Source organism: Olsenella sp. kh2p3, assembly GCA_900119625.1.
GTDB lineage: Bacteria > Actinomycetota > Coriobacteriia > Coriobacteriales > Atopobiaceae > Tractidigestivibacter.
On sequence record FPKD01000007.1, the window covers coordinates 89,710 to 114,964 of the forward strand.

At 64.6% G+C, this 25,255-nt stretch carries 21 protein-coding genes and 1 pseudogene; 9 read left to right on the top strand and 13 right to left on the bottom strand.

What is annotated here, in order from left to right:
- Window positions 1-557: 557 nt before the first annotated feature.
- Complete coding sequence (locus tag BT122_RS08420; RefSeq protein WP_072355490.1) at window positions 558-929, top strand: YegP family protein; 372 nt, start codon at window positions 558-560, stop codon at window positions 927-929.
- Window positions 930-1,253: 324 nt separating this feature from the next.
- Here BT122_RS08420 and gatB read toward each other — a convergent pair whose 3' ends face one another.
- The 3 genes from gatB to gatC are packed head-to-tail and all read right to left on the bottom strand — an operon-like array spanning window position 1,254 to window position 4,608.
- On the bottom strand, window positions 1,254-2,789 hold the full coding sequence (gene gatB, locus BT122_RS08425; RefSeq protein WP_072355491.1) for an Asp-tRNA(Asn)/Glu-tRNA(Gln) amidotransferase subunit GatB: 1,536 nt from the start codon (window positions 2,787-2,789) through the stop codon (window positions 1,254-1,256).
- A complete protein-coding gene (gene gatA, locus BT122_RS08430) occupies window positions 2,789-4,282 on the bottom strand; it encodes an Asp-tRNA(Asn)/Glu-tRNA(Gln) amidotransferase subunit GatA (protein WP_072355492.1) in 1,494 nt (497 codons plus the stop codon). The genes gatB and gatA overlap by 1 nt, the downstream gene beginning before the upstream one ends.
- Entirely contained in the window at window positions 4,282-4,608 is a 327-nt protein-coding gene (gene gatC, locus BT122_RS08435) for an Asp-tRNA(Asn)/Glu-tRNA(Gln) amidotransferase subunit GatC (RefSeq protein ID WP_032110969.1), read from the bottom strand. Before gatC ends, gatA begins: the two co-directional genes overlap by 1 nt.
- 844 nt (window positions 4,609-5,452) lie before the next feature.
- On the opposite strand from gatC, the gene BT122_RS08440 reads away from it, so the two are divergent.
- Window positions 5,453-6,505 carry a DUF8462 domain-containing protein gene (locus BT122_RS08440; protein ID WP_072355493.1) on the top strand — a complete coding sequence of 351 codons (1,053 nt, stop codon included), beginning with the start codon at window positions 5,453-5,455 and terminating at the stop codon, window positions 6,503-6,505.
- Between the two features lie 22 nt (window positions 6,506-6,527).
- Here BT122_RS08440 and BT122_RS08445 read toward each other — a convergent pair whose 3' ends face one another.
- From BT122_RS08445 to pepT, 5 genes are all read right to left on the bottom strand, one after another.
- A complete protein-coding gene (locus BT122_RS08445) occupies window positions 6,528-8,402 on the bottom strand; it encodes an ABC transporter ATP-binding protein (RefSeq protein ID WP_072355494.1) in 1,875 nt (624 codons plus the stop codon).
- Between the two features lie 2 nt (window positions 8,403-8,404).
- Entirely contained in the window at window positions 8,405-10,159 is a 1,755-nt protein-coding gene (locus BT122_RS08450) for an ABC transporter ATP-binding protein (RefSeq protein ID WP_072355517.1), read from the bottom strand.
- The gene (locus BT122_RS08455; RefSeq protein WP_072355495.1) at window positions 10,146-10,652 is read right to left on the bottom strand and encodes a MarR family winged helix-turn-helix transcriptional regulator; all 507 of its coding nucleotides are present in this window, start codon (window positions 10,650-10,652) and stop codon (window positions 10,146-10,148) included. Before BT122_RS08455 ends, BT122_RS08450 begins: the two co-directional genes overlap by 14 nt.
- A 130-nt stretch (window positions 10,653-10,782) precedes the next feature.
- Window positions 10,783-12,075 (bottom strand): MFS transporter, encoded by a 1,293-nt coding sequence (locus BT122_RS08460; protein WP_072355496.1) that lies wholly within the window; start codon window positions 12,073-12,075, stop codon window positions 10,783-10,785.
- A 176-nt stretch (window positions 12,076-12,251) separates the two neighbouring features.
- Window positions 12,252-13,535 carry a peptidase T gene (gene pepT / locus BT122_RS08465; protein ID WP_072355497.1) on the bottom strand — a complete coding sequence of 428 codons (1,284 nt, stop codon included), beginning with the start codon at window positions 13,533-13,535 and terminating at the stop codon, window positions 12,252-12,254.
- 1,033 nt (window positions 13,536-14,568) lie between these two features.
- Here pepT and sufC point away from each other — a divergent pair.
- Genes sufC through BT122_RS08495 form a run of 6 tightly spaced genes read left to right on the top strand, consistent with a single transcriptional unit; the run spans window position 14,569 to window position 20,031 of the window.
- Complete coding sequence (gene sufC / locus BT122_RS08470) at window positions 14,569-15,339, top strand: Fe-S cluster assembly ATPase SufC (RefSeq protein WP_072355498.1); 771 nt, start codon at window positions 14,569-14,571, stop codon at window positions 15,337-15,339.
- On the top strand, window positions 15,336-16,751 hold the full coding sequence (gene sufB / locus BT122_RS08475; protein ID WP_072355499.1) for a Fe-S cluster assembly protein SufB: 1,416 nt from the start codon (window positions 15,336-15,338) through the stop codon (window positions 16,749-16,751). Before sufC ends, sufB begins: the two co-directional genes overlap by 4 nt.
- On the top strand, window positions 16,751-17,851 hold the full coding sequence (locus tag BT122_RS08480) for a SufB/SufD family protein (RefSeq protein ID WP_072355500.1): 1,101 nt from the start codon (window positions 16,751-16,753) through the stop codon (window positions 17,849-17,851). The genes sufB and BT122_RS08480 overlap by 1 nt, the downstream gene beginning before the upstream one ends.
- An 8-nt stretch (window positions 17,852-17,859) precedes the next feature.
- Window positions 17,860-19,131 carry an aminotransferase class V-fold PLP-dependent enzyme gene (locus BT122_RS08485; protein WP_072355501.1) on the top strand — a complete coding sequence of 424 codons (1,272 nt, stop codon included), beginning with the start codon at window positions 17,860-17,862 and terminating at the stop codon, window positions 19,129-19,131.
- Window positions 19,118-19,579, top strand: a complete 462-nt coding sequence (gene sufU / locus BT122_RS08490; RefSeq protein WP_072355518.1) for a Fe-S cluster assembly sulfur transfer protein SufU — start codon at window positions 19,118-19,120, stop codon at window positions 19,577-19,579. The genes BT122_RS08485 and sufU overlap by 14 nt, the downstream gene beginning before the upstream one ends.
- Before the next feature lie 2 nt (window positions 19,580-19,581).
- Window positions 19,582-20,031, top strand: a complete 450-nt coding sequence (locus tag BT122_RS08495) for an RrF2 family transcriptional regulator (RefSeq protein ID WP_032110981.1) — start codon at window positions 19,582-19,584, stop codon at window positions 20,029-20,031.
- A 347-nt stretch (window positions 20,032-20,378) separates the two neighbouring features.
- Here the strand turns inward: BT122_RS08495 and BT122_RS08500 are convergent, their stop codons facing one another.
- The 5 genes from BT122_RS08500 to BT122_RS08520 all read right to left on the bottom strand — a co-directional run bounded on the left by BT122_RS08500 (window position 20,379) and on the right by BT122_RS08520 (window position 24,296).
- Window positions 20,379-21,044: a cytidylate kinase-like family protein gene (locus BT122_RS08500; protein WP_072355502.1), complete on the bottom strand. Its 666-nt coding sequence runs from the start codon at window positions 21,042-21,044 to the stop codon at window positions 20,379-20,381.
- Between the two features lie 15 nt (window positions 21,045-21,059).
- On the bottom strand, window positions 21,060-21,707 hold the full coding sequence (locus BT122_RS08505; protein ID WP_072355503.1) for an amino acid ABC transporter permease: 648 nt from the start codon (window positions 21,705-21,707) through the stop codon (window positions 21,060-21,062).
- A 3-nt stretch (window positions 21,708-21,710) separates the two neighbouring features.
- Window positions 21,711-22,487 carry an amino acid ABC transporter permease gene (locus BT122_RS08510; RefSeq protein ID WP_083432414.1) on the bottom strand — a complete coding sequence of 259 codons (777 nt, stop codon included), beginning with the start codon at window positions 22,485-22,487 and terminating at the stop codon, window positions 21,711-21,713.
- Window positions 22,488-22,526: 39 nt separating this feature from the next.
- The gene (locus tag BT122_RS08515; RefSeq protein WP_072355504.1) at window positions 22,527-23,435 is read right to left on the bottom strand and encodes a transporter substrate-binding domain-containing protein; all 909 of its coding nucleotides are present in this window, start codon (window positions 23,433-23,435) and stop codon (window positions 22,527-22,529) included.
- Window positions 23,436-23,564: 129 nt separating this feature from the next.
- Window positions 23,565-24,296, bottom strand: coding sequence for an amino acid ABC transporter ATP-binding protein (locus tag BT122_RS08520; protein WP_072355505.1), 732 nt, complete (start codon window positions 24,294-24,296; stop codon window positions 23,565-23,567).
- 644 nt (window positions 24,297-24,940) lie between these two features.
- Here BT122_RS08520 and BT122_RS08525 point away from each other — a divergent pair.
- A pseudogene (locus BT122_RS08525) lies at window positions 24,941-25,255 on the top strand (helix-turn-helix domain-containing protein); the annotation flags it as partial.

Below are 25,255 nucleotides of genomic sequence, written 5' to 3' on the forward strand. Positions count from 1 at the left end.
TTACCTGCGCAAATGCGACAGGCACAGATGGCTCTTGGGCATGGCCCAGAGCTTGCGGCATGTGTTGTGTGTTATGGATTGGAAGGCGGGCACCAGCCAACGTGCTGGTCCCAAAGAGTGTCTAACGGCGACAGCCAGTCTGCGTGCAACAGGCGCGGGCAGTGAGCGTGCTCGTGTATGCGAGGTTCTCCAACTCCTGCGCCTCCCCTCGGGGGTCTTGGTTACTTGCCGGGTCTCGATGAATTCCCAGATTTCGGTTAATCCTGGAATAAAGTCAGCCTTGGGTCTCGATTAATTCCTAGTGTTGCACTGGGATATTTATACGGCGTACAGTTCTTCTCGCCCCCGTACGTCGGCGAATGCGAAACGCAATGGAAACGAAACATCGGGATGGGACGCCTTACCATTCGGCTGCGACACCCTTGCCGATTCCGTCCCAAAACCAACCACTCGCCATCTTGGTGGCTCTGCCTGCCCCAAAGGGGTGGAATGTATACCGTATGGAAGGCCCAATCGGCCGAAAGCAGTATCCGCCGCGAGCGTTTGGGGTGATTTGTATGGGGCAGTACGTACTCAATGAGAACGACGGGAAGTACCTCTTCAACCTGTGTGCAAGCAACGGCCACATCGTCGCCACGTCCATGGTCTTCCCATCCAAGGACGATTGCCTTGATGGCATCGAGCGCATTCGTAAGACGGCTAAGGACGCGGTCGTCGAGGACACCACGTCGCTCGACTGGCAGTCCCTGCCCGCGCCTAAGTACCGCATCTTCCAGACCCTCTCGGGCAACTACTTCTTCCGCTTCTATCCAAGCGAGAGCAACGACATCGCGCAGTCTCACTCCTATCCAAAGAAGGACAGCCTGCTGAGAAGGATCGAGCGCATGCGCAACGAATGCGACTCCCCGCTGGCGCAGGACGAGGAGTAGCGCGGCATCGCGCTGCGTGGCGCCCACGGGCGAGAGGCGCGACGAGAGGTGCTACGACCTTCTCTGCGAGAAATGCCGCTCCGGCGAGAATTTGGCGCCGGAGCGGCATCTTTGTACGTAATTGCTGCGGGAACGTGCCCTCGGGCGGCAAAATGTCGCCGGAAGGCGCGTTATGTTGTAATTCGCATCAAAATCGCTGTTCCGGCGACGTTTTGTCGCCGGAGGGCGCCCAGTGTTGCAATTCGCACCAAAAGGGGCCTTCCGGCGACGCGCAACACGCGACACGCGCGACACACAACCGTCGAAAGATCACGCGCTGCAGCTCTACCCCTCGAGGCGCGCAGTGAGCAGCTTGTTGAACAGCTTGGGGTTGCCGGTGCCGCGGCTCGCCTTCATGCACTGACCCACCAGGTAGCCCACGACCTTCTTGTTGCCGTCGTAGTACTGCTGGACCTGATCGGTGCAGCGTGCGAGAACCTCGTCCACAATGGGCTCGAGCGCCGCCGTATCCGTCACCTGGCGCATGCCGCGCTCGTCCACCACGCGCTCCGGGTCCTTGTCAGTGCCGTTGACGGCCTCAAGGACCTCGCGTGCCTGCGCAAACGTGATGGCGTCCTCAGCGAGAAGCCCAGAGATGCTCCTCACCTGCGCGGGCGTCAGCGCGTCGAAGCTCGGCGCCAGGTTCACCATCACATTGGCGATGGTGGCAACGGCCTTCGCCGGCGCGCCCTCGAGCGCCTCCTCGAAGAAGGCCGCAACCGCAGGGTCGCCCGCAAGCTGGGCGGCGTCGGCGCGCTTCAGGCCGTAGTCGTGCATGTAGCGGTCGCGCTTGGCGTCCGGCAGCTCCGGGATCTTCTCGCGCGCCTCCTCGATGAAGTCGTCGGTGAGGTCGAATGGCGCCAGGTCAGGGTCGGGGAACAAGCGGTAGTCGTCCGCCGTCTCCTTCACGCGCATCACCACGGTGCGACGACGGCTGGGCTCCCAGTGACGCGTCTCCTGGTAGATGATGCCGCCCTCCTCGAGCACCTCGGCCTGGCGGCAGATCTCGTACTCAAGCGCGTCGTGCAGGCTCTTGAACGAGTTGATGTTCTTCATCTCGGTCTTGGTGCCCAGGCGCGTCTCGCCGCGGCGACGCAGGCTGATGTTGCCGTCGCAGCGCATGGAGCCGTTCTCCAGCGAGCAGTCGGAGATGCCGAGCGTCTTGAACGTCTGCTGCAGCTTCTCCATGAAGAGACGGGCCTCCTCGGGCGTGCGCAGGTCGGGCTCGGTGACCAGCTCGATCAGCGGCGTGCCGCAGCGGTTGTAGTCGATGAGGCTCTCGGTGGCCGCGGTGATGCGGCCCTCCTCGCCGCCCACGTGCACCATCTTGGCGGCGTCCTCCTCCATGTGGATGCGCAGGATGCGGATGGGCGCCACGTAGGAGCCGTCCTTCTCGCGCGAGATGGGCGTCTCGCCGTCGCCCGCCACGTCTTCCCAGGCCGGGCGCTCGGCCGCGCCCTCGCCGGAGACCTCCAGGTCAAGGTGCCCGTGCATGCAGAAGGCCACCGGCCCCTGCGTGGTCTGGAAGTTCTTGGCCATGTCGGGATAGAAGTAGTGCTTGCGGTAGAACATCGAGTGGCGCATGATCTGGCAGTTTGTGGCCAGACCCGCCATCACGATGGACTGGATGGCCGCACGGTTGGGCACCGGCAGCGCGCCCGGCATGCCCAGGCACACGGGGCAGACGTTGGTGTTGGGCGGGTCGTCGTGCGTGTTCTTGCAGTTGCAGAACATCTTGGTCTCGAGCGTGGTGAGCTCGGTGTGGACCTCAAGGCCAATGACGGCCTCCCAGTCCTTCAGGACCTCGGCGAGCTTCTTCATTAGAGCTCACCCCCCTTTCCGGCAAACTCGGGCGCAACGGCACCGCGCGCCGAGAAGGATTTCTCGACGGCGCGGGCAAAGCGCAGGAGCTTGCGGTCCGAGAAGGCCGGCCCCTGCAGCTGGACCGAGACGGGCAGGTGGGACTCTGCCCCAAGGCCTAGCGGCACCGAGATGCCACCGTTGCCGGCAATGTTGTTCGAGATGGTGAACATGTCCGAGGCGTACATCTGCGTGGGATCGCTCATCTCGCCAAACTTGAACGCCGTGCGCGGAGAGGCGGGCATGAGAATGACGTCGCACTGCTCATAGGCGCGCTTGTAGTCCTGCGTGATGAGGGTACGTACCTGCTGCGCCGGGTAGTAGTACTTGTCGTACACGCCGCTGGAGAGAAGGTACGCCCCAAGCATCTGGCGACGCTTGGCCTCCTCGCCAAAGCCGTGCGCGCGACTCTTGGACGTTTGCTCGGCAAGCGAGAGGCACCCCTCCTCCTGGTAGCCGTAGCGCACGCCGTCAAAGCGGGCGAGGTTGGAGAAGGCCTCGCACGGCGCAATCACGTAGTATGCGGCGATTGCGGACTTGATGTTGGGAAGGTCAACTTCGACCAGCTGGGCGCCAGCGTTCTCAAGGGCCTTCGCCGCACCCTCCACGGCGGTGCGAACCTCCGCCGTGAGGCCGGCGGCATCCATGAGCGCGGGCACCACGCCCACGCGCATGCCCTCGACGGGGTCCTCCAGGTGCTCGAGGAAGTCGACGGTGCAGGGCTGGCTCGTTGAGTCGTACGGATCGCGGCCGGCAGCGGTGAGGGCGTTCATGGCAAGTGCCACGTCCTCCACGCTACGGCCAAAGGGGCCAACCTGGTCGAGCGAGGAGCCAAAGGCAACCACGCCGTAGCGGCTCACGGCGCCATACGTGGGCTTCATGCCCACCACGCCGCAGAGGCTCGCGGGCTGGCGGATGGAGCCACCCGTGTCGGAGCCCAGCGAGATGGTGACCTCGCCGGCGGCGACGGCAGCAGCCGAGCCGCCCGAGGAGCCGCCGGGCACGCGCTCGGTGTCCCAGGGGTTGTTAGTGCGGTGGAAGGCCGAGGACTCGGTGGACGAGCCAAACGCGAACTCGTCCATGTTGGCCTTGCCCATGGGCGTGGCGCCCGCGTCGAGCATGCGCTGCACGCACGTTGCGGTGAAGGTCGACTCGTAGTTTTCGAGCATCTTGGAGGCGCAGGTCGTGCGCGTGCCCACCAGGTGCATGTTGTCCTTGAAAGCCACGGGCACGCCGGCCAGGGGACCGAGCTTCTCGCCTGCCGCGCGACGACGGTCCGTCTCGGCAGCGGCAGCGAGGGCAAGGTCGGACGAGACCTGCAGGAATGCCTGGACCTTCTCGTCACGCGCTTCGATGGCGTCGAGGGAGGCCTTGGCCACCTCGGTTGCGCTGAACTCCCCCGCGGCCACGCCGGCAGCGATGCGCGCGGCGGAGAGCTGGTCGATGTTGGCCATTAGGCGATGCCTCCCTCGTCTTCGTCGGTACCCAGGATCGAGGGCACGCGGAAGTAGCGGTCGCGCGTAGAGCCCGCGTTCTTGAGCGCCACGTCAATGGGCAGCGCGCGGACAGAATCGTCGATGATGTCCTCGCCCATCACGTTGGAGAGGTCGCCGATGGGGTGGAAGGTGGGGTCGACCCCGTCGAGGTCGTACTGGCGGATGGGCTCGAGAAGGTCGACCGCCTCGTTCATGTAGGTGGTCATCTCGTCGAGCTCCTCGTCCGTGAGGGCTATGCGCGCGTAGTCCGCGATGCCCTGCACGTCTTCCCTGCTGAGTGCCATGGGTCCTCCTGTCTGGAGCTGTGTCACGCCGTCCATTCTACGGGACAGGGCGCCAGGGCGCGGCGTCACATTACCAAGGCGCAACACGAGGGCGCCGCCTGGCCGATACACATTCGCACCCGAACCTGTATCCCGCGCAGGTCGATACACATTCGGGCAACGAATGTGTGGCGCACTCGGCCCAGCTCGATACACATTCGCACCCGAACCTGTATCCCGCGCAGGTCGATACACATTCGGACAACGAATGTGTATCGCTTGCTGGTCAGGCCGCAACTTGTTCGCGCGAGAAGGGCGCAGCTCTGCCGAGAGACCCCAGCTTACAAAGCCGTAAGACAGCCGTAAGCCTGGTCGATGGCACCAAACAGCCGCTCGCGGGAGTATAGGGTCAACGAAAAGCAACGACCAAGCGTCGCGTCGGAAGGAGTCACCATGAACGTCCTCGAGCACATCGCCTTCATCGCCATCGTGTGCGTACTGAGCCTCATCGTCATCGTCGGCGACGGTGGCGAGCGCAACCGTCGCCCCAGCCGTCGCCGCCGCTAGCGCGAGCAGCCGCCACCGGCGCACCCCCGACAAGACCCACCTTCCTCCCGCGGGGAGAGGGACCCAGTCCCTCTCCCCGCCCCCCTGTCTCTGGTCGGATCGCTGTCAAACCCAAGACGCCCGGCCCACACACATACGCGAAGCACACGAGCCAGCGTTAATGGTCAGCTCTCGCAAGAGACCAATACAGCTTGCTCACAAAGGCGAATAAGGCGAAAATAGGCGAACAAGGCGAAAGGCTCCCACGACGCCTCCAATCAACCCATTCACCCCAGAATTTGGCAGCGTCCCCCTCGTGATGGCTGGTCGTCAGTCAATCAGACGAGAATTGTTCGACGCCTTTGTCCAGGGCAGGGGAAATCCAAACCTGTCCAGCATTCTTGTTGGTCCGCGAGGATCCGGGAAGACCGCGCTTCTCACATATCTTGGTAAAGAGGCCTCCGAGCAGGGCTGGATTGCGGTTCACGCCGTTGCTATTCCCGGCATGCTCGAGGACATATACGAGCAGACGCTTCTCGCCTGCGACAACGTCTTGGGCGAGGGGAAGGCGAAGACCCTTCGTCTCGCGAGCATTGGCGTTGGGCCCGTTAGCGCCAGCTGGGAAGTTGCATCCGCCCCTTCTGAGAACTGGCGTACCCGCATGGGCAAGCTCGTTAGCGCAATCGAGGATGCTGGCTACGGCCTTCTCATCACAGTTGATGAAGTGGTTGCAACGCTCGATGAGATGGTCACCCTCGCAGCCGTCTATCAACTATTCGTACGCGAGCAGCGTCGCGTTGCCCTGGTAATGGCAGGTCTCCCCCACAACATCAGCGCCCTTATCAACGACAAGAGCGTCTCCTTCCTGAGAAGAGCGCAGCAGCATACCCTGGGGACCATTCCCGACGCCGACGTAAGGGAAGCCTTCAGGCAGACGGCTGCCATAGGCGGAAAAGACGTCACAGACGACGCGCTCGAGGCGTGCGTCCACGCAATCGGGGGCTTTCCCTACATGCTCCAGCTCGTGGGGTTCAGATGCTGGCAGGCAACCAGCCCGGACGACGTCATATCTGCGGGCAGTGCGCAGCGCGGAATTCGAGATGCGCAGGATGACTTTCGGTCGCGCATCCTTGCGCCTACACTCCGGGAGCTCTCCGAGATTGACCTGCGGTTCGTCGAGGCAATGCTCGAGGACGAGCGCGAGAGCCGCATTTCAGATATAGCCAAGCGCATGGGCGTAGAAAGCCGATACGCGTCGAAGTACCGCAGCAGGCTGCTCGCAGAGGGGGTCATCGAGCAGGTCGCGCGCGGCGTGGTGCGCTTTGCTCTTCCCGAATTTAGGGCTTACGTTCGAGAAGAGCTCGGCACCTAGCCGCCCGCGCCTAGCACGCCTCCTACGCAACCTCCTCGAACTGCGACTGGTACAGTTGCGCGTAGAAGCCGCCCGCGGCGAGAAGCTCATCGTGCGTGCCCTTCTCCACAACGTCGCCGTCGCGCAGCACCAGGATGGTGTCCGCGTTCTTGATGGTCGAGAGACGGTGCGCAATCACAAAGCTCGTACGCCCTGCCATGAGCTTGTCCATCGCGCGCTGGATGCGCCACTCGGTGCGCGTGTCCACGTTCGAGGTGGCCTCATCCAGGATGAGGATGGGCCTGTCGGCGAGAACCGCGCGGGCAATGGTCAAGAGCTGGCGCTGCCCCTGGGAGATGTTGGTTGCGCCCTCGTCCAGCTCGAAGTCGTAGCCGCCCGGCAGCGTCTTGATGAAGTGCTCGCAGTGCGCATAGTGCGCGGCGGCCTCCACCTCCTCGTCGGTGGCGTCAAGGCGCCCAAAGCGGATGTTCTCGCGGATGCTGCCCTTGAAGAGCCACGCGTCCTGAAGGACCATCGAGAAGTTCTGGCGAAGGTCCTCTCGTCCAACGCTGCGCACATCGTGGCCGTCCACAGAAAGCGCGCCTGCGTCCACATCGTAGAAGCGCAGCAGGAGCTTCATGAGCGTGGTCTTGCCGGCGCCGGTGGGCCCCACGATAGCCACCGTGCGGCCAGGCTCGACGTCTGCCGAGAAGTCATGGATAATCGTCTGCCCCGGCAGGTAGCCAAAGGAGACGTGGTCAAAGTCCACGGCACCCGTGGCGTGGCCAATCGCCTCGGCCGGCGTACCTGTGGTGGGGTCGAGCGCCGCTGTCTCTTCCTCCTCCGGCGCCTCCAGGAACTCAAAGACACGCTCGGCGCAGGCAGCCATCTGCTGCAGCACGTTTGATACCGTTGCCAGCTGCGAGATGGGCTGCGTAAAGTTCTTGACGTACTGGATGAAGGACTGGATGTCGCCCGGCTGGATGGCGCCCGTCACGGCAAGGCCCGCGCCAACCACAACCACGCCCACGTAGCCCATGTTGCCCACGAGGTTCATGAGCGGCTGCATGAGGCCCGAGAGGAACTGACTCTTCCATGCGCTCTCGTAGAGCTGGTCGTTCTCCTCCTCAAAGCGCTCCACGGCGTGGTCCCCGCGGTTGAACGCCTGAATCACCACCTGGCCCGAGAAGTCCTCCTCAACGCGCCCGTTCACCGCGCCGAGCTGCTCCTGCTGCAGGCGGAAGTACTTCTGCGAGCGGCGGATGAGCACGCCCAGGACAAGCGCCGATACCGGCAGCGTCACAAAGGTCACGCCCGCCAGCGGCACCGAGATGGTGAGCATCATGATGGCCACGCCCACCACCTGCGTGATGGAGGTCACCAGCTGGATGAGGCCCTGGTTGAGCGACTGGCTCAGGGTGTCAACGTCGTTGGTCATGCGCGAGAGCACGTCGCCCTTAGAGATGGACTTGCCATCGAAGTACGAGAGGGGCACCTTGGAGATCTTGTCGGCGATCTGGCCGCGCATGCGGAACACGACCTTCTGCGTGACGCCCGTCATGATCCAGCTCTGGAGGCCGGACGCCGCGGCGCTGGCCAGGTAGATCACGAGAAGGGTCACCAGGATCTGACCGATGAGGCCAAAGTCTATGCCGCCCGTGCCGGCAGCCGCGGCCTGCACGCCACGGATGACCTCGGTGGTTGCGTTGCCCAGGACCTTTGGTCCCACCACCGAGAACACCACCGACGCCATGGCAAGGACCACCGCCGCCACAAGCCCCACGCGATATGGCCCCATGTAGTGCATGAGCTTTCGAATGGTGCCCTTGAAGTCCTTGGCCTTCTCGCCCGGCGCCATACGGCTTCCCGGCCCATGCGGGCGAGGCGCGCGACGGGGCTGCTGTGTTTTCTCGGCCATGCCTACTCCTCCCCCGCAAGACCAAGCTCCTTGGCGCTGAGCTGGCTCTTTGCAATCTCCAGGTACTCAGGGCAGCTGCGCAGGAGCTCCTCGTGCGTGCCCTGCCCCACCACGCGGCCCTCGTCGAGCACGATGATCTGGTCCGCACCCATGACGGTGGCAATGCGCTGTGCCACCACCAGGACCGCGGTGTCCGCCTGCTCGCGGGCAAGCGCCTGGCGCAGCCGCGCGTCCGTGGCGTAGTCAAGCGCCGAGAAGGAATCGTCCAGCACCAGGACCTCGGGGTGCGTGGCAAGCGCGCGTGCAATGGCCAGACGCTGGCGCTGGCCGCCGGAGACGTTGGTGCCGCCCTGGGCAATCGTCGTCTGAAGGCCGTCTTCCTTCTCGGCCACAAGCTCCGTTGCCTGCGCCACGTCGATGGCGTGGAGCAGGTCCTCCTCACTGGCGCCATCTGTACCAAAGGCCACGTTGCTGGCGATGGTGCCCGAGAAGAGAAAGCCTTGCTGGGGTACGTAGCCCACGCGCGAGCGCAGGTCGGCGAGGGACATCTTGCGCGTGTCCACGCCATCGAGCGTGATGGTGCCCGCTGTGGGGTCGTAGAGGCGCGGTACCAGCTGTACGAGCGTGGACTTGCCCGAGCCCGTGGAGCCCACGATGGCCGTCACCTTGCCGGGCGTGGTGGCAAAGCTCACGTCGCTCACCACCTCGCCCTCGGCATCCGGGTAGTGAAAGCCCACATGGTCAAAGACCAGCCGTCCGCGCGGCGCGTCTGCCGCCGGCGAGACGGGCTGCTCTGGCTCCGCCACGGCCGGCGTGACGTCGAGCACCTCCTGCACGCGGCCAACGGAGACCTCGGCGCGTGGCAGGATCACGGCCACCATCGAGACGATGAGGAAGCTCATCACGATCATCATGGCGTAGCTGATAAAGGCCATCATGTCGCCCGCCTGCATGGCGCCGGCGGCCACCCCGTGCGAGCCAAACCACACGATGGCAACCGTGGCCACGTTCATCACGAGCATCATGAGCGGCATCATGAGGGTCATGGCGCGGTTCACAAAGAGCTGCGCATCACGAAGGTCGCCGGACGCCGCATCAAAGCGCTTGAGCTCGTGGCCCTGGCGGCCAAAGGCGCGGATGGTCATGATGCCGTCGAGCATCTCTCGCGCAAGCAGGTTCACGCGGTCTACCAGCGACTGCATAACCTTAAAGCGCGGCATGGTGAGCGTGAAGAGCACTGCCACAATGCCCAGCACGGCGAGAAGCGCCGCGCCCACGATCCACGTGAGGCCGCCTCCCATGGTCATCACCTGTACCACGGCAACCACACCCATGACCGGCGCAAACATCACCATGCGCAGCATGATCACAATCATGGTCTGGATCTGCTGCACGTCGTTGGTGCAGCGCGTGATGAGCGACGACTGCGAGAACCGGTTGACCTCCGCGGGCGAGAATGACATCACCTTTGCAAAGACGTCGCGGCGCAGGTCGCGCGCCACGGCCGCCGCCACGCGGGACGCAATGAGCCCCGCGAGCACGGCCGCCGCGAGCGACCCCAGGCAGAAGCCAAACATCACTAGCGCCATATGCCCCAGGTAGGCGGAGTTGCCCGCCTCAGTGCCAACCACGCCCACGTTCACGATGTCGGACATGTAGCGCGGCAGCGACAGTTCGCAGAGCGCCTGCACCAGAAGTAGCGCGAACACCGCAACGACCTCACCCACGTGCCCGCGAAGGAGCTTAGCGAGCCTCATGCGCACCATCCCCCTCCAGCGGGCAGCCTGCCCGCGAGCCATCCGCGCCCTGCGCGCGGGCGGTGACAACCTTGGCCAGATGCCCCGAGATGCGCACCAGCTCGCGCGCGTCATGTTCGCCCAGCTCACGAAGGATACCCGCCACGTAGCCGTTGACCACCTCAAAGCGATGCTGGACCTCGGCCTCGCCCTTATTGGTGAGGCGCACGATCACGCTGCGGCGGTCATGGGGACTGGCGTGCCGCTCCACCAGGCCACGACCCTCGAGCTGGTCGATCGTCTTGGTGATGCGCGCGGTCGACACCTGGCACGCACGCGCCAAAGCCGTTGGGGTCATGCCCTCGGGCTGGTGGTGGAGCGCGTGCAGGGCAATTATCTCGCCACGCATCTCCATGTCCTTGGAGTGCACCCCGTGACCGGCCCTAAGGCCGTGGACCGAGGTCATGAGCTGCTGGGCTAGGCCGTCCCAGTCCGTCTTTTCGGCGTTGGACATGCTCTGCTCCTCTCGATTGATTGCTAATGCCGTTAAACAGTTAGAGATGCTACCCCGCTCATACGGGATAATTAACGGCATTAGCGAGAAGGGGCTCGGACCTATATAGGGTCTACACTTATTAATGGCGTTAGCGATTCTCGCCAGGCGCCTGGCTGGCGGCGGCACCACGCGTGTCCTTCTCGCCGTCATGGCGCGTAAGCAGGAGAAACGCGACTGCGAGAACCGCCACCACCGCAGATGCAGCAAAGAGAGTCCCCTGCACCCCCAACACGTTTGCCACCAGAGGCGCCACAAGCAGCGGCAGGGTCCCCGCGCTATTGGTGCCCGCGTTCATGACCGCTGTCACGCGCCCCACATACGAGACATCGCAGCTGCGCTGCAGGATTGTGTCCTTCACGGGTCGCATGGCACCAAAGCCAAGGCCCGTCACAAGCTGCCCTACCACTGCGATGGTCACGTTCGCCGTGCCCACGTAAATCATGGAGCCCACGCCGGTCACCAGCAGCAGAGCAGAAAGCGTCCCCAGCGTGAGCCGCTTGGTGGAGACACGCAGCACCAGCAGCGACCCCACCGTCGCACCCACGCCGGCGCAGGCGGAGAGCCAGCCCATCCAATCGCCACTCACCTGCAACACGTCGCGGTAGAAGAGCGACTCGAGCGAGTCGAAGGCGCCGTAGGCAAAAAAGCCCAGAAAGTAGAGAAGAAAGAGCGTGCGCAGGGTCCTGTGCGAGAAGGTCACTCGAAAGCCCTCTACAAGCTGATGCCAAAAGCCCTCGTTGGCGGCGGGCTTCTCGTCGCTTGCGTGACCTGCGCGCCGGCTTGCTACGGTGCCCGGCGCCTCCGACGTTGCCCAGACAAGCGCGGCGGCGAGAAGCGACGCCACGGGAATGGCGACAAAGCAGGCCTGGTTGGTGGAAAGCGTGGTCACGAAGCCGCCGACGAGCGGACCTACGATGACCGCCACCGAGACGGCGGTTCCGCACAGGCTGTTCATGCGCTTGAGCTCGCGCGGGCTGCTGGTGAGGAAGCGTGGGTAGGCGCTCACGGTGGTGCCGCAGAAGCCGTCGGCCAGACCCTCGAGCGTCGAGACCACGGCAAGCATGGGATAGCTCAGGGGCATGAACAGGGCAAAGATGCCGATAAGCGCAAAGCCCACGAGCGAGGTCGCAAGGGTAAGGCGCGGGCCCACGCGGTCCGTGACCACGCCCGCGAGGGCGCCGCCCACCACCAGGGCAACGTTGAGCAGTATGACCAGGGCAGATACCTCAATGGCGCCGGCGCCGAGCTGATAGGTGGCGCAGCCGATGAGTCCCACGAAGTACGTGGCGGTAAAGCCCAAAACGAGCAGGAAGTTTGCAAGCACAAGACGGCGCGTGGGAGTAAAGAGCGGGCGCAGACCGAGACGAGAATGGGAAGGCATGGGATCTCCAAGGGTTTGGCGGCGAGAAGGACGTTGCCCCGTCTTGGGGCGGACGATGCGTCGCTACTTTGCGAGCTGTCCCCCTGCGATCCCTGCCATGAGTACCTCCTTGGTTAACCAACGTTCGCACGATGTTACGCGCGTGCCGCTTGCCGCGCAAGGGGGCGGTTGGGGTATTAGCCCTCCGCGTAGATGCCCACAAGCGCCTGGAGCACGTCAACCATGGTCTCCAGCTCGCGCACCGGCACGAACTCGGTCACGCCGTGAGCGTTGTGGTAGCAGGCCGAGAGGTTCGCGCACGGCAGGCCGCGGAAGGAGAGCTGCGCGCCATCGGTGCCGCCACGCATGGGGACCGTCCGCATGGTGACGCCGCAGGCAGCATACGCCCGACGCGCGGACTCGATGAGGTGCGCGTTCTCGGGACGGGTGATGACCTCGGCCATGTTGCGATACTGGTCGCGGATCTCGATGGAGAGCACGGGCTGGGCGGCCGCCGCGGACGGGCGCAGCGCGTACTCCTCGTTCACCTGGGCTACGGCCGAGCGGAGCAGGTCCTTTCTCGCCTCAAAGCGGTTGCGGTCGTGGTCGCGAATGATGTAGTCCGCACGGGCATCTTCGCAGTTGCCCTCAATGCGCTCCAGGTAGAAGAAGCCCTCGCGGTCCTGCGTGAACTCCGGGCGGTCCTGGGGCGGAATGAGCTGGTGCACGTGGAGCAACGCCTCGGAGGCGTTGACCATCACGTCCTTCGCGGTCCCGGTGTGGACCGAGCGCCCGTTGGCGCGGATGGTCGCCTCGGCGGCGTTGAACGTCTCGTAGCAAAACTCTCCCAGGGGGCCTGCGTCGATGGTGTAGCCGTAGGCAGCACCCAGCGCGTCAAGGTCGAGCAGCGCCGCGCCGTGGCCGATCTCCTCGTCAGGGACAAACGCCAGCGCGAGCGCCGGATGCGGAATGGCGGGGTTCTCGGCAAGGCGTGCGAGAAGCGAGACGGCCATGGCCACGGCCGCCTTGTCGTCTCCGCCGAGAAGCGACGTGCCGTCCGAGGTCACAAGGTCCTCGCCAATGAGGTCTTTGAGCTCCGGGTTTGTGGCGGGGTCGAGGGCGACTTCGGCGCCGTCGCGGCCGCTGCCCAGGACAAGCCGTCCACCCTCGTAGCGCTTGACCTGCGGGTGGACCGGGCTGCCATATGTCTGCCACGCGGTGTCGAGGTGGCAGCAGAACGCAAGCGCGGGGCGCTTCTCGGCGCCGACGCTTGCGGGCCAGTGGGCCGTGACGTAGGCGTGCTCGTCGAGCGTGACGTCATGGGCGCCAAGGTCGCGCAGGTCAGCGGCAACGACGCGCGCCATGTCGAATTGGGCCGGGGTCGAGGGCACCGTTTGCGCGGTGCGCGGATCCGACTGCGAGGGAACCTCGCAATACCTCACGAACCTCTCGAGCACGTCACTTGTCGCCTTGCGTCCCATGCGGTGGTACCTCTCCCCTAGCGCTTACGGCAGTCCGCGGCTGCTGCGGCCGCGCGCACGCCCTTCCCGGATAACTACCCTAGCGCAATGCGTGCGACGCTTCTCGGCGCACGTCTCGCGGCGCGCGATAACTGCGCCGCTGGAACGCCACGCGGCAATGGTGTCGCCGGAATGGCGCACGGCAGCGATGTCGCCAAGATGCCGCGTCATTTCGCCGGTTAGGAAAAATCCGAACGTTTAGGGGGGTCTAAACGTTCGAAATCCGCGACACCTCCCGCAATGCCGCGCATTCCCACCGGTTAGAAGGCCTTAACCGTTCGGGAAAATCCTAAACGGCGAAATGGCGCGGCATTGAAGAAAGGGCTGGCAACGCTGCCGAGAAGGGCAGGACCAAAACCTCCGCTCGGGCGATATTCTGACGCCGGAGGGCACGTTATCGAAGCAATCACGTACGAAGTCCCTGCTCGGGCGATATTCTGACGCCGGAGGGCACGTTATCGAAGCAATCACGTACGAAAGGGGCCTTCCGGCGCCGTTTTCTCGCCGGAGGGCGAGTTTCCGCAGCGTCGGCGAGAGCTGCCGCCAGCCGTGCGTCGATAAGGGCCACCGGTCGCACGCCGGCACGCCGAGAAGCGCCGACCGCGGCCACCCCGCCGCGCCACAAGCCGCCGACCCCAACAAAATGCCCCCTTAGCCGTAGGAATTTGTGAAACCGCCGAGAAACCCGTCCCTCACCCTTGCCTTCTATTTCCTACAAACTAGTATGAATTAGGTCGCAAGGGGTACCCTCGGGTTAGGTCGCGTGGGGCACTCCCCACAGGTGGTCCAAAGCACTCTCGCGAGCAACCCAAGGCACCTTCGCGGGCAGACCAATTTGTCCCCCGCAGGCAGCCCCAGGCACCCCACGAGTGCCCAACCGCCAAACGCGACTAGGAAGGAACGCACGCGCGCCGGCTCGCCGACCCCGTGCGGGGAGAGGAAACCTGCGTCGGCAGCCAAGTAGCCGCAGGCGCATTCGAGCTAGGAGAACAGCATGGCAGACACGCTTCTCGACGTGAGCGGCATCTCCGCAGGTACGGAGGACAAGCCTATCCTCCACGACGTCAACCTCAAGGTTGGCGCAGGCGAGACCCACGTCCTCATGGGCCCCAACGGCGCCGGCAAGTCGACGCTCGGCCACGTGATCATGGGCGACCCCACCTACAAGGTCACCTCGGGCACCATCACCTTTAACGGCCAGGACATCACCGAGCTCTCGCCCGACAAGCGCTCGCTCGCGGGCGTCTTCCTGTCCTATCAGGCCCCCGTTGAGGTCCCCGGCGTGCCCCTCTACAGCTTCCTGCGCTCCATCTCGCAGATGCGCCCCGAGCTCAAGTGCACCGCGCGCGAGTTCCGTCGCCGCGTGGGCGCCATCGCCGACGAGCTCAACCTCGACCAGAGCTTCCTCATGCGCGAGCTCAACGTGGGCTTCTCGGGCGGCGAGAAGAAGAAGATCGAGATGCTCCAGCTGCTGCTTCTCCAGCCCAAGCTGGCAATTCTCGACGAGACGGACTCCGGCCTCGACGTCGACGCCCTGGCCACCGTCTCGCACGGCATCCAGCGCTACCGCGAGACCGTGGGCGGCGCGCTCATCATGATCACGCACAACACGCGCATCCTCGAGCGCCTCACCGTGGACCGCACGCACGTGATGGTCAAGGGCCACCTGGTTGCCGAGGGCCCCGCAAGCCTCATCGACGACATCGACAAGAACGGCTTCGAGCGCTTCGAGAGCCAGGCCGCGGGCGAGGGTGATGCAAGGTGACAAAGGAGAGGACGCAGGTCGCAGACGTCGACCGCTCCCTCTACGACTTCACCAAGTCCGAGGAGGGATACGAGCGCTACGCCGACGGCCTCACGCCGGACATCGTGCGCGCAATCTCGGCCAAGAAGGACGAGCCCCAGTGGATGCTCGACCTGCGCCTGAAGGCGCTCGACGAGTACCACCGCCGCCCCATGGCCACCAACTGGGGCCCATCGATCGCAGGCCTTGACCTGGACCACATCTCCACGTACGTCTCGCCCAAGACCAAGCAGGCCTCGAGCTGGGACGACGTGCCGGCAGACATCAAGGACACCTTCGAGCGCCTGGGCATCCCCGAGGCGGAGCGCGAGAGCCTCGCCGGCGTGGGCGCCCAGTACGACTCGGAGATCGTCTACCACAACATGCGCGAGGAGGTCGCCAAGCAGGGCGTCGTCTACACCACGATCGAGGACGCGCTGCACGATTCCAAGTGGGAGCCCGTGGTCCACGAGTACTTTGGCACCCTCATCCCCATGACCGACCACAAGTTTGCGGCGCTCCACTACGCCGTGTGGTCGGGCGGCTCGTTTGTCTACGTGCCCGAGGGCGTCAGCCTCGACTACCCGCTGCAGAGCTACTTCCGTCTCAACGCCCAGGGCGCCGGCCAGTTCGAGCACACGCTCATCATCGTGGAGCCGGGCGCCAACCTGCACTTCATCGAGGGCTGTTCTGCTCCCAAGTACTACGAGGCCAACCTCCACGCCGGCGCCGTGGAACTCTTCGTGAAGGACGGCGCGCGCCTGCGCTACTCCACGATCGAGAACTGGTCCAAGAACATGTACAACCTCAACACCAAGCGCGCCACCGTGGGCGCGGACGCAAAGATGGAGTGGGTCTCGGGCAGCTTTGGCAGCCACGTCTCCTACCTCTACCCCACCACGATCCTCGCCGGCGACCGCTCCAGCTGCGAGTTCACGGGCATCACCTTCTCCGGTGCCACGCAGGACCTCGACACCGGCTGCAAGGTCATTCTCAACGGCCGTGACACCACCGCCTCGGTGAGCACCAAGTCCATCTCCAAGGACGGCGGCATCAACACGTTCCGCTCCTCGGTCGTCGTCGGCCGCCACGCCGACAACGCGCGCTGCACCGTGAGCTGCCAGTCGCTCATGCTCGACAACATCAGCCGCTCCGACACCATCCCCGCAATGGACGTGCGCAACCCCACGGCCTCCGTGGGCCACGAGGCGACCATCGGCCGCATCTCGGACGACACGATCCTCTACCTCATGAGTCGCGGCTGCTCCGAGCAGGAGGCCCGCACGCTCGTGGTGAACGGCTTTGCCAACCCGGTCTCGAAGGAGCTCCCCATGGAGTACGCCGTCGAGATGAACAACCTCATCAAGCTCGAGATGGAAGGGGCGATCGGCTAATGGCAGACGAGAACGCCACCGTCGTGCTCGACCGCGTGAACGAGCCCCCCGCGCAGACCTGGAACCGCCTGCGCGCCAATGACATCACGCTCACGGTGCCCAAGATCTCCCGCAAGGGCGACGTGTACTTTGCACTTCCCCAGCTCTTCTCGCGCCTTGAGTGCGGCATGGGCGAGAAGGTCACCGACTGGGTGACCTCGCAGGCCGCCGACGCCCGCTATGTCGAGGTTCGCGCAGGCGAGAAGCGCACTGAGCCCATCGTGGTGGCCATCGACACCGACAAGGGCGAGGTCGCGGACACGGGCGTCATGGTGCGCGCGGGCGCATCCGTGGACATCGTGGTCGCCGCGGGCGGAACGGGTGCCGCTGCCACCACCTCGGCCTCGCTCCTGCGCGTTGTCGCCGAGGAGGGCGCCGAGGTCACGATCACCGAGGTCGTGGGCGTTGGCTCATCTCAGCAGCACCTCGAGAGCGCGGGCGTGGACGCAGACGACGACGCCCGCGTTGAGGTTCGCCAGTACGCGCTGGGCGGCGGAACCGTGGCCTTTGGCACGGCGGTCTCGCTCTCCGGCGACCGCGCCCGCACCAACATCGCCCTGCGCTACTTCGCGGACGGCAAGGACCACCTGGACGTGAACCACGTGGTGCGCCAGCGCGGCAAGAACACGATCGCCCACGTGCGCGAGAACGGCATCCTGGACGACGCCGCCGAGAAGGCACTGCGCGCCACCATCGACCTTGTCCACGGGGCCCGCGGCTCCAAGGGCGACGAGGCCGAGAACGTGCTGGTCTTTGGCGACGACGTGGTCAACAAGACCGTGCCCGTGATCCTCTGCGACGAGGACGACGTCCAGGGCAACCACGGCGCCACCATCGGCACCGTTGGCCCCGACCAGATGGACTACCTGGCCGATCGCGGCCTCTCGCGCAAGGACGCCGAGGCACTCTTCGTGCGCGCCCTCTTCGAGGACGCCATCATCAACGCGCCCGAGACGCACGCGCACGACGTCGCCGTGCGCCAGGCCGAGCGCGTGCTTGGCGCCGAGGTGGCACACGACTTCGACGCGAGCGCCCTACTCGCCGCAGACGAGGAGGCGTGAGGCCGCCCATGCTGACAAACGACGAGCTCGCATCCATCGAGCAGAATCCCTACAAGGCAGACTTCCCGCTGCTTGCAGGAAACCCCAACCTGGCTTTTCTCGACAGTGCTGCCACCGCGCAGCGCCCGGCTGCGGTTCTCGACGCGCAACGCCGCTTCTACGAGACCATGAACGCCAACCCGCTGCGCGGCCTCTATCGCCTCTCGGTCGAGGCAACCGAGGCCATCGCGCAGACGCGCGACAAGGTTGCCGCGTTCCTTGGCGCCGTGGACGAGGCCGGCAAGCCCTGCGACAACCAGGTGGTCTTCACGAGGAACGCCAGCGAGTCCCTGAACCTCGTGGCTCGCACGCTGGGACGCTCCGTGCTCAGCCCCGGTGACGACGTGGTCATCTCCATCATGGAGCACCACTCGAACCTCATCCCGTGGCAGGAGATCTGCCGCGAGACCGGCGCGAACCTGGTCTACCTGCGCATGGACGAGAACTTCCGCATCACGCCCGAGGAGGTCGCCGCAAAGGTAGGCCCGCGCGCCAAGATCGTCTCGGTGACGCAGGTCTCCAACGTCCTGGGCGTTGAGAACGACATCCCCATGATCGCCAGGCGCACGCACGAGATGGGCGCCTACATGGTGGTCGACGGCGCGCAGTCCGTGCCGCATGTCCGCGTGAACGTGCGTGAGCTTGGCTGCGACCTTCTCGCCTTCTCGGCGCACAAGATGGGTGGCCCCATGGGGATTGGCGTCCTTTGGGGCAAGCCCGAGGTGCTCGACGCTATGCCGCCCTTCCTCACCGGCGGCGAGATGATCGACTCCGTGACCGAGACCGACGCCGTCTGGGCGCCCGTGCCGCAGAAGTTCGAGGCTGGCACGCAGGACGCCGCTGGCGCGTATGCCTTTGGCGCCTGCCTGGACTACCTGGACGAGAAGGGCTTCGGCGCGCTTGAGGTTCGCGAGCGCCTGCTTGCCCGCTACCTCACGGACTCACTGGCCGCCCTCCCCTACGTGGACGTTATCGGCCCCGCCGAGGGCGAGCGCCACGTGGGATCGGTTGCCTTCAACGTGCGCGGCATTCACCCGCACGACGTGGCGTCGATACTCGACATGAACAACGTGTGCATCCGCGCCGGCCACCACTGCGCGCAGCCGCTTCTCGCCTACCTGGGCGTGGAGAACGGCGCCACCTGCCGCGCGAGCATTGCCTTCTACAACGACAAGTCCGACATCGACGCCCTTGTCGACGGTCTCGCGAAGGTCTGGGAGGTCTTCCATGGACGTGACTAGCCTCTACAACGCCGAGTTCATGGACCACGTGGCCCATCCCGACTACAAGTACCAGATGGAGGACCCCACCTGCACGCACGAGGGCGTGAACCCCTCCTGCGGCGACGAGCTGAAGTTCTCCGTGCGGCTGGCAGATGACGGCACCATCGACGAGGCCGCGTTTACGGGCCGTGGCTGCGCCATCAGTCAGGCCTCGGCCGACATCATGAGCGACCTCATGGTGGGCCGGACCCCCGAGGAGGCCATTCACCTGTGCGACCTCTTCGAGCGCATGGTGCGCGGCGAGGTCACCGATGAGGCCGAGCTCGAGCCCCTTGAGGACGCCGAGATGCTCAAGGACATCTCGCACATGCCGGCACGCGTGAAGTGCGCCGAGCTTGCGTGGCGCACGCTCAAGGAGATGCTCGAGGCGCGCGCCGCCGCGGACAAGGACGAGAAGGGAGCCTAGCCATGGCCGGGATGTTCTCGACAAAGGGCATGTACGCCCTGCGCGCGATGGCCGACCTCGCATCCCACGACGGATGGGTGTCCCTGGGCGACGTCTCGAAGCGGCAGAACATCTCGCGCAAGTACCTTGAGCAGGTCATCTCCCTCATGCACAAGGCGGGCTACGTGGAGAGCCAGCGCGGCAAGGGCGGTGGCTATCGCCTTACGCGCAAGCCCGAGGAGTACACGCTGGGCGAGCTCTTGCGCGCGGCAGAGGGGTCGCTTGCGCCTGTAGCCTGCCTGCAGTGTACCAACGACACGTTCTGCTCGCAGATGGACACCTGCACCACCGTGGGAGTGTGGCGCGACCTTGGTCGCGTGACCTCGGCATATCTTGACAGCAAGACCCTGGCCGACCTTCTCGAACCCACCGATGTGAACGAGGATGCCGCCCGCCTGAACCGCGACGAATGAGACAAAGGGACAGTCCCTTTGTCTCATTGACGCCTCTCGGCCAGATGCCGCGCCATTTCGCCGTTTAGGGATTTTCCGAACGGTTAGAACCCCCTAAACGGCGAGGACCCGCGGCAGGTAACCAGATGCCGCGGATTCCGAACGGTTAGGCTCTCCTAACCGTTCGGTTTTTTTCTAAACGGCGAAATCCGGCGCCTTATGGCAGCCGCCGGGAAAACTGCGGCTTAGTTGCAGTTTGCAAGAGGAGCTGCCGAGAAAAACCGCAGGTAGATGGCCTGCGGCCCTTCTCGGCACTGCAACTAAACCGCAGTTTTTGCTGGCGCCACCACCTGCCTCGCGCCCCGCAGTCAGCGGCCCTGCGCCTGACCCAGCTTGACCTCGTACGCGCGGGCGATGATTTCCGCACAGCCCTCGCGCCCAAACTCCGCCCGGTTCACCACCAGGTCCTTCCCGGTATGGAGGCCCCACCTACCTCCGGAGTAGCGCGCGTAGAACTCCTCGCGCTCGCGCTGCTTGCGGTGCACCAGGCGGCGCCCCTCTCGCTCGGAGAGCCCGCGCTTCTCTCTCACGATCCTCACGCGATCGGCCATGGGAGCCGTCACCAGCACCTTTATGAGGTTAGGGTTGCCCCGCAGGATGTAGTCTGAAAGACGCCCCTCTATGATGCAGCTGCGCGTGAGTCCCAGGTCCAAGATCACCTGGCGCATGGCCGTGAACAGCTTGTCGGAGTCGATGTCCTTTCCCAGCGGCACATAGGGCAGAAGCGCCAGCGGGCGTCCCTGGACCTTCTCGTCATATGCTGCCAGCTGGTCCTCCGTAAAGCCGGTCTTCAAGGCAGCGCGCACGAGAAGCTCGTTGTCGTACAGGGGAATCCCCAGCTTTACCGAGAGAAGCTTGCCCACCTCGTGACCCTCGGCGCCGTAGTCGCGAGAGATGGAGACCACCACGGGGCAGTCCTCTGGCGCCGCCGCCGTCGCCGCCGCAGCCGCCGTTGCGTCGCGTGTCTCAGCCATTGCGTTGCTCCCCTCCTAAGCCGCCACGAGTCGCCGCTGGTAGGCGCGGACGGCAAGCGAGATGCAGAAGTTGAGGACAAAGTACGTGAGGAACACAAACCCGTAGAGCAGGAGGATCTGTGGCAGAGTAACTGCCTGGCCCATGACCACCGCCGAGTTGCGCATGAACTCGTGGACGTCGATGCCGCGCAGGTAGGACGTGTCCTTGATGACCGTAGTGCACTGGCTAAAGAGCGCCGGGACAATATGGCGGAAGGCCTGCGGCAAGACGATGTGCCACATCATGCCAAAGAAGCCAAAGCCCTGGCTGCGCGCGGCCTCAAACTGCCCGCGCGGGATGGCGTTGAGGCCACCGCGCACGATCTCGGCCATGACCGCCGAGGTGAACGTCGTGAAGACCGCAATAGAGATGGCCACCCCGCTTCCCTTGAGCGTGAAGCGAAAGATGAGAATCCACAGCAGGTTGGGCGTGCAGCGGAAGAGCTCGATGTAGGCGCTCACAAGCCACGCGAGCGGACGCAGCTTGCCCGTGCAGTAGGTCTTCACCAGGGCGAGAACCGTGCCCACCAGGATGGAGAGGACAATGGATGCCGCGGCGATGACGATGGTGTTGACAAGCCCCTGCAGCATGAAGGTGACGTTGTCGGCGGTAAAGATCTCCATGGGCTACGCCACCTCCCCCTTGGTCGTTCCTGGCGCGGCCCCAGCGCCGCCCGCGTCCTTCTCGCCGCGCGCGCCGCCCGCCCTGCCGCCAGGCTCCTTGGCACGGCGCTCGAGCCAGCTCACGAGCATGGCAAGCGGGAAGCAGATGATGAAGTACATCACGCAGCACAGGATGTAGCCCTGCAGGTAGCCCGTCTGGGAGACAATCACGTCAGCCTGGTACATGAGGTCGCCACCGGCGATGAGGGCAAGCACGGAGGTGTTCTTCACCAGGTTGAGCGCCTGGTTGGCAAGGGGCGGCAGGATGATGCGGAGCGTCTGCGGCAGGATGATGTAGCGGTATGCCTGCACGCGCGAGAAGCCCTGTGACTGCGCGGCCTCCATCTGGCCACGGGGGATGGCCTCGATGCCGGTGCGGATGACCTCTGCCACGTACGCCGCGTGGTAGAGACCCACACCAACGACGCCTAGCACGAACGGGGCAATTCTCGTGATGGTCTGCGCGCCCGTGATGGCCTTGATCACCTGAGGGCCGGCCGTGTACATGAAGAACACCTGCACCACAACGGGCGTGTTCTGGTAGATCTCCACGTACACGCGCGCAATGCCGCGCAGGATGCGCGAGCGGGTGGTCGAGAAGGTGCCAAAGATGGTCCCCACCACCAGCGCCACCGCCAGGCCGGCAAGCGACACCTGCAGGGTAAAGAAGAACCCCTGCCACAGCGCCGCGGAGTCGGCCAGCGTCACCGACCACCTCCTTGCGCTGAATAGCCCGTTCATCCCGATCCCCTCCTCGTTACCTTCTCCGTGCCGGCTGCGCTACGCGCTCTGGAGCCCGTAGGCCTCCAGGAGCTTGTCGAGCTCGCCGTTGTCCTTGTACTCGTCGACAAGGTCGTTGACCAGCTTGGTGAGCTCGGTCGCGTTCTTGTTGGTTGCGATGCCGTACTCCTGGGTGCCAAAGATGATGTCGGGGCAGAGCAGCTCATTCGTGTCGTCCATGTAGCCGCGCAGGATGGAGCGGTCAACCGAGAAGACGTCGATCGTGTTGGACGAGAGGGCTGCGGAGAGCGTGGGGTAGTCGGGGAACTCCTGGAAGGTCACGTTGAGGTTCTCCTTGCCCTGGTCCTTGAGCATCTGGGTGAGGGTGTCCTTTGTGGTCGCGCCCTGCGCGATGCCGATGATCTTGCCGTCCAGGTCGTCCAGCGTCTTCATGCCGGAGCTCTTGAGCACCAGCATGCCAATGGAGTCCGTGTAGTACGGGTCCGAGAAGTTCCAGGACTCCTTGCGCTCGTCGGTGATCGTGTAGGTGGCGGCAACCACGTCAAGCTCGCCGGAGTCGAGCATGGGCCCGCGGGTCTTGGCGGTGACGCCGGTGAAGTCAACCTTCTTGCCAGACTTGGCCTCGTCTGCCGTCATGTCGAAGATCTTTCCGGCAATGGCGTAGCAGAGGTCAACCTCAAGGCCGGTATAGGTGCCTGCCGAGGGGTCATCGTAGCCAAAGCCGGGGACGTCGGTCTTGATACCGCACTTGAGGGTGCCGCGGTCGACGATGGACTGGACGCCCGGGTCGCTGGTGACGGAGTTCTCCTCGCTGCCGGAAGACGATGCGGTCGAGGTGGTGGTGCCGGCGTCGTCGGAGTCATCCGCGCAGCCAACAAGGCCAAGCGAGAGAAGTGCTGCGGAACCAAGGGATGCGGTGATGAACGACCTGCGGGATAGCGTGGACATGGTGCTCTCCTCTCGTTTGGGCATGTATTGCTTCCAGCCGAGGCTGGGTGACGCCGTGTTGTGGGGCGTTTGGCGGACGCGGCGCGGCGGGGCTGCCGGCACAGCCGGGGCGGCCACCGCACCGGCCGCCTACCGAAGGATCTTGCTGAGAAACTCCCTGCAGCGGGGGTTCTCGGGGTGCTCGAAGAAGTGGTCAGGCGTACCTTTCTCGAGAATCTGGCCGTCATCCATGAAGACGACCTCGTCGGCAACCTGGCGGGCGAAGCCCATCTCGTGGGTCACGCAGACCATCGTGATGTTCTCCTGCGCAAGCTCGACCATCACGTTGAGTACCTCCTGGACCATCTCGGGATCGAGGGCGGAGGTAGGCTCGTCGAGCAGCATGATGGGCTGCTTGGTGCAGAGCGCACGTGCGATGGCCACGCGCTGCTGCTGGCCGCCGGAGAGGTTCTGCGGGTACTCGTCGGCCTTCTGGGCAAGACCGACGCGCTCGAGGTTCTCCATGGCGGTCTTTCTCGCCTCTTCGCGGCTCTTCTTCTGGAGCTTGATGGGCGCGAGGGTGAGGTTGCCCAGCACGGTCATGTTGGGATAGAGGTTGAACTGCTGGAAGACCATAGAGGTGTAGGTGCGCGTGAGCTGGATGTGGTTCTTGCGCGTGAGCGGCGTGCCGTTGATGATAACCTCGCCCGACGTGGGCTCCTCGAGCCAGTTGACACAGCGGATGAGCGTGGACTTGCCAGAGCCTGACGGGCCTATGACCACGAGCTTCTCGCCTTCCCGAACAGTAAGGCTTACGTCCTTGAGCACATGGAGGTCACCAAAGTACTTGTTGAGGTGCTTGATCTCTATCATGTCCGCCACGGTCGTCCCCCTTCCGACGCTGGAGCAGGCCGGGCGGCTTCCCTGCGCCGGCGCCCCTCCCCCTCCGCTCTGGCTAGCGTTGGGTTTGTTGAGCGCAATCCTAAATCCCGCGAGCGGCTGGATGGCTCCCGTGGGCGGATAGTTTTCACGACGAGACGGCACGAAAACAACGATGCAACGTTACGTAACACTTTGGTAATGGAGGGGGGCACGGAGCACGCATTCGGACGCCGCCGAACAACCTTGCAGATTCTCGGCTTGCAGATTCCGATCGGTTAGAGCGCTTTAACCGATCGAAAACTGCAGGTTTTACCCCCCAGCCAAGGCAGCAAGCACTCCGGGCCAAGCGCCGCCAAGCAAACCTGCGGGTTAATAGCACCCCAAGAAAGTGGCTGCCGAGAAGAACCGCAGGTAGCAGGCTTGTAGCTATTCTCGGCACTGCTATTAAGCCGCAGATTTGCTCGGGATGGGGATTGCGGCTGCCATCGCCACGGCAATTAAGCCGCAGGTTTGCTCGAGATGGCCTTGTGGCAGCCGCCGGCAATACAGGAGTCCCCGCCGCACACAAAAGGCCCGCCCGGACATTGAACTGCCTCCCATTTCTTGGACATGGAAATAGAAGTCCGAGAGATGGGAGGCTTTCCATGTCCATCGGCCTGCGATGCAGGCACGACCGATCGGTCAGGGAGCTGGCCGCCGGGATGTTCGGCGAGGGCCGGGGGTACAAGTCCGTCGCCAGGAGTCTGGGCATCCCTGCCGAAGCCGTGCGAAAATGGCAGCAGACGTACCGCGCGACCGGGAGGGACGGCCTGCTGAAAATGGGCGAGAAGCACTCGAGATACGACTTCGAGACCAAGGTCGCCGCAGCCAGGGCCGTGGTCGACGACGGGATGGCCAAGCCCGAGGCGATGGAGCGCTTCGGCATCGCGAGCGCGACGCCGCTGAAGCAGTGGTGCAGG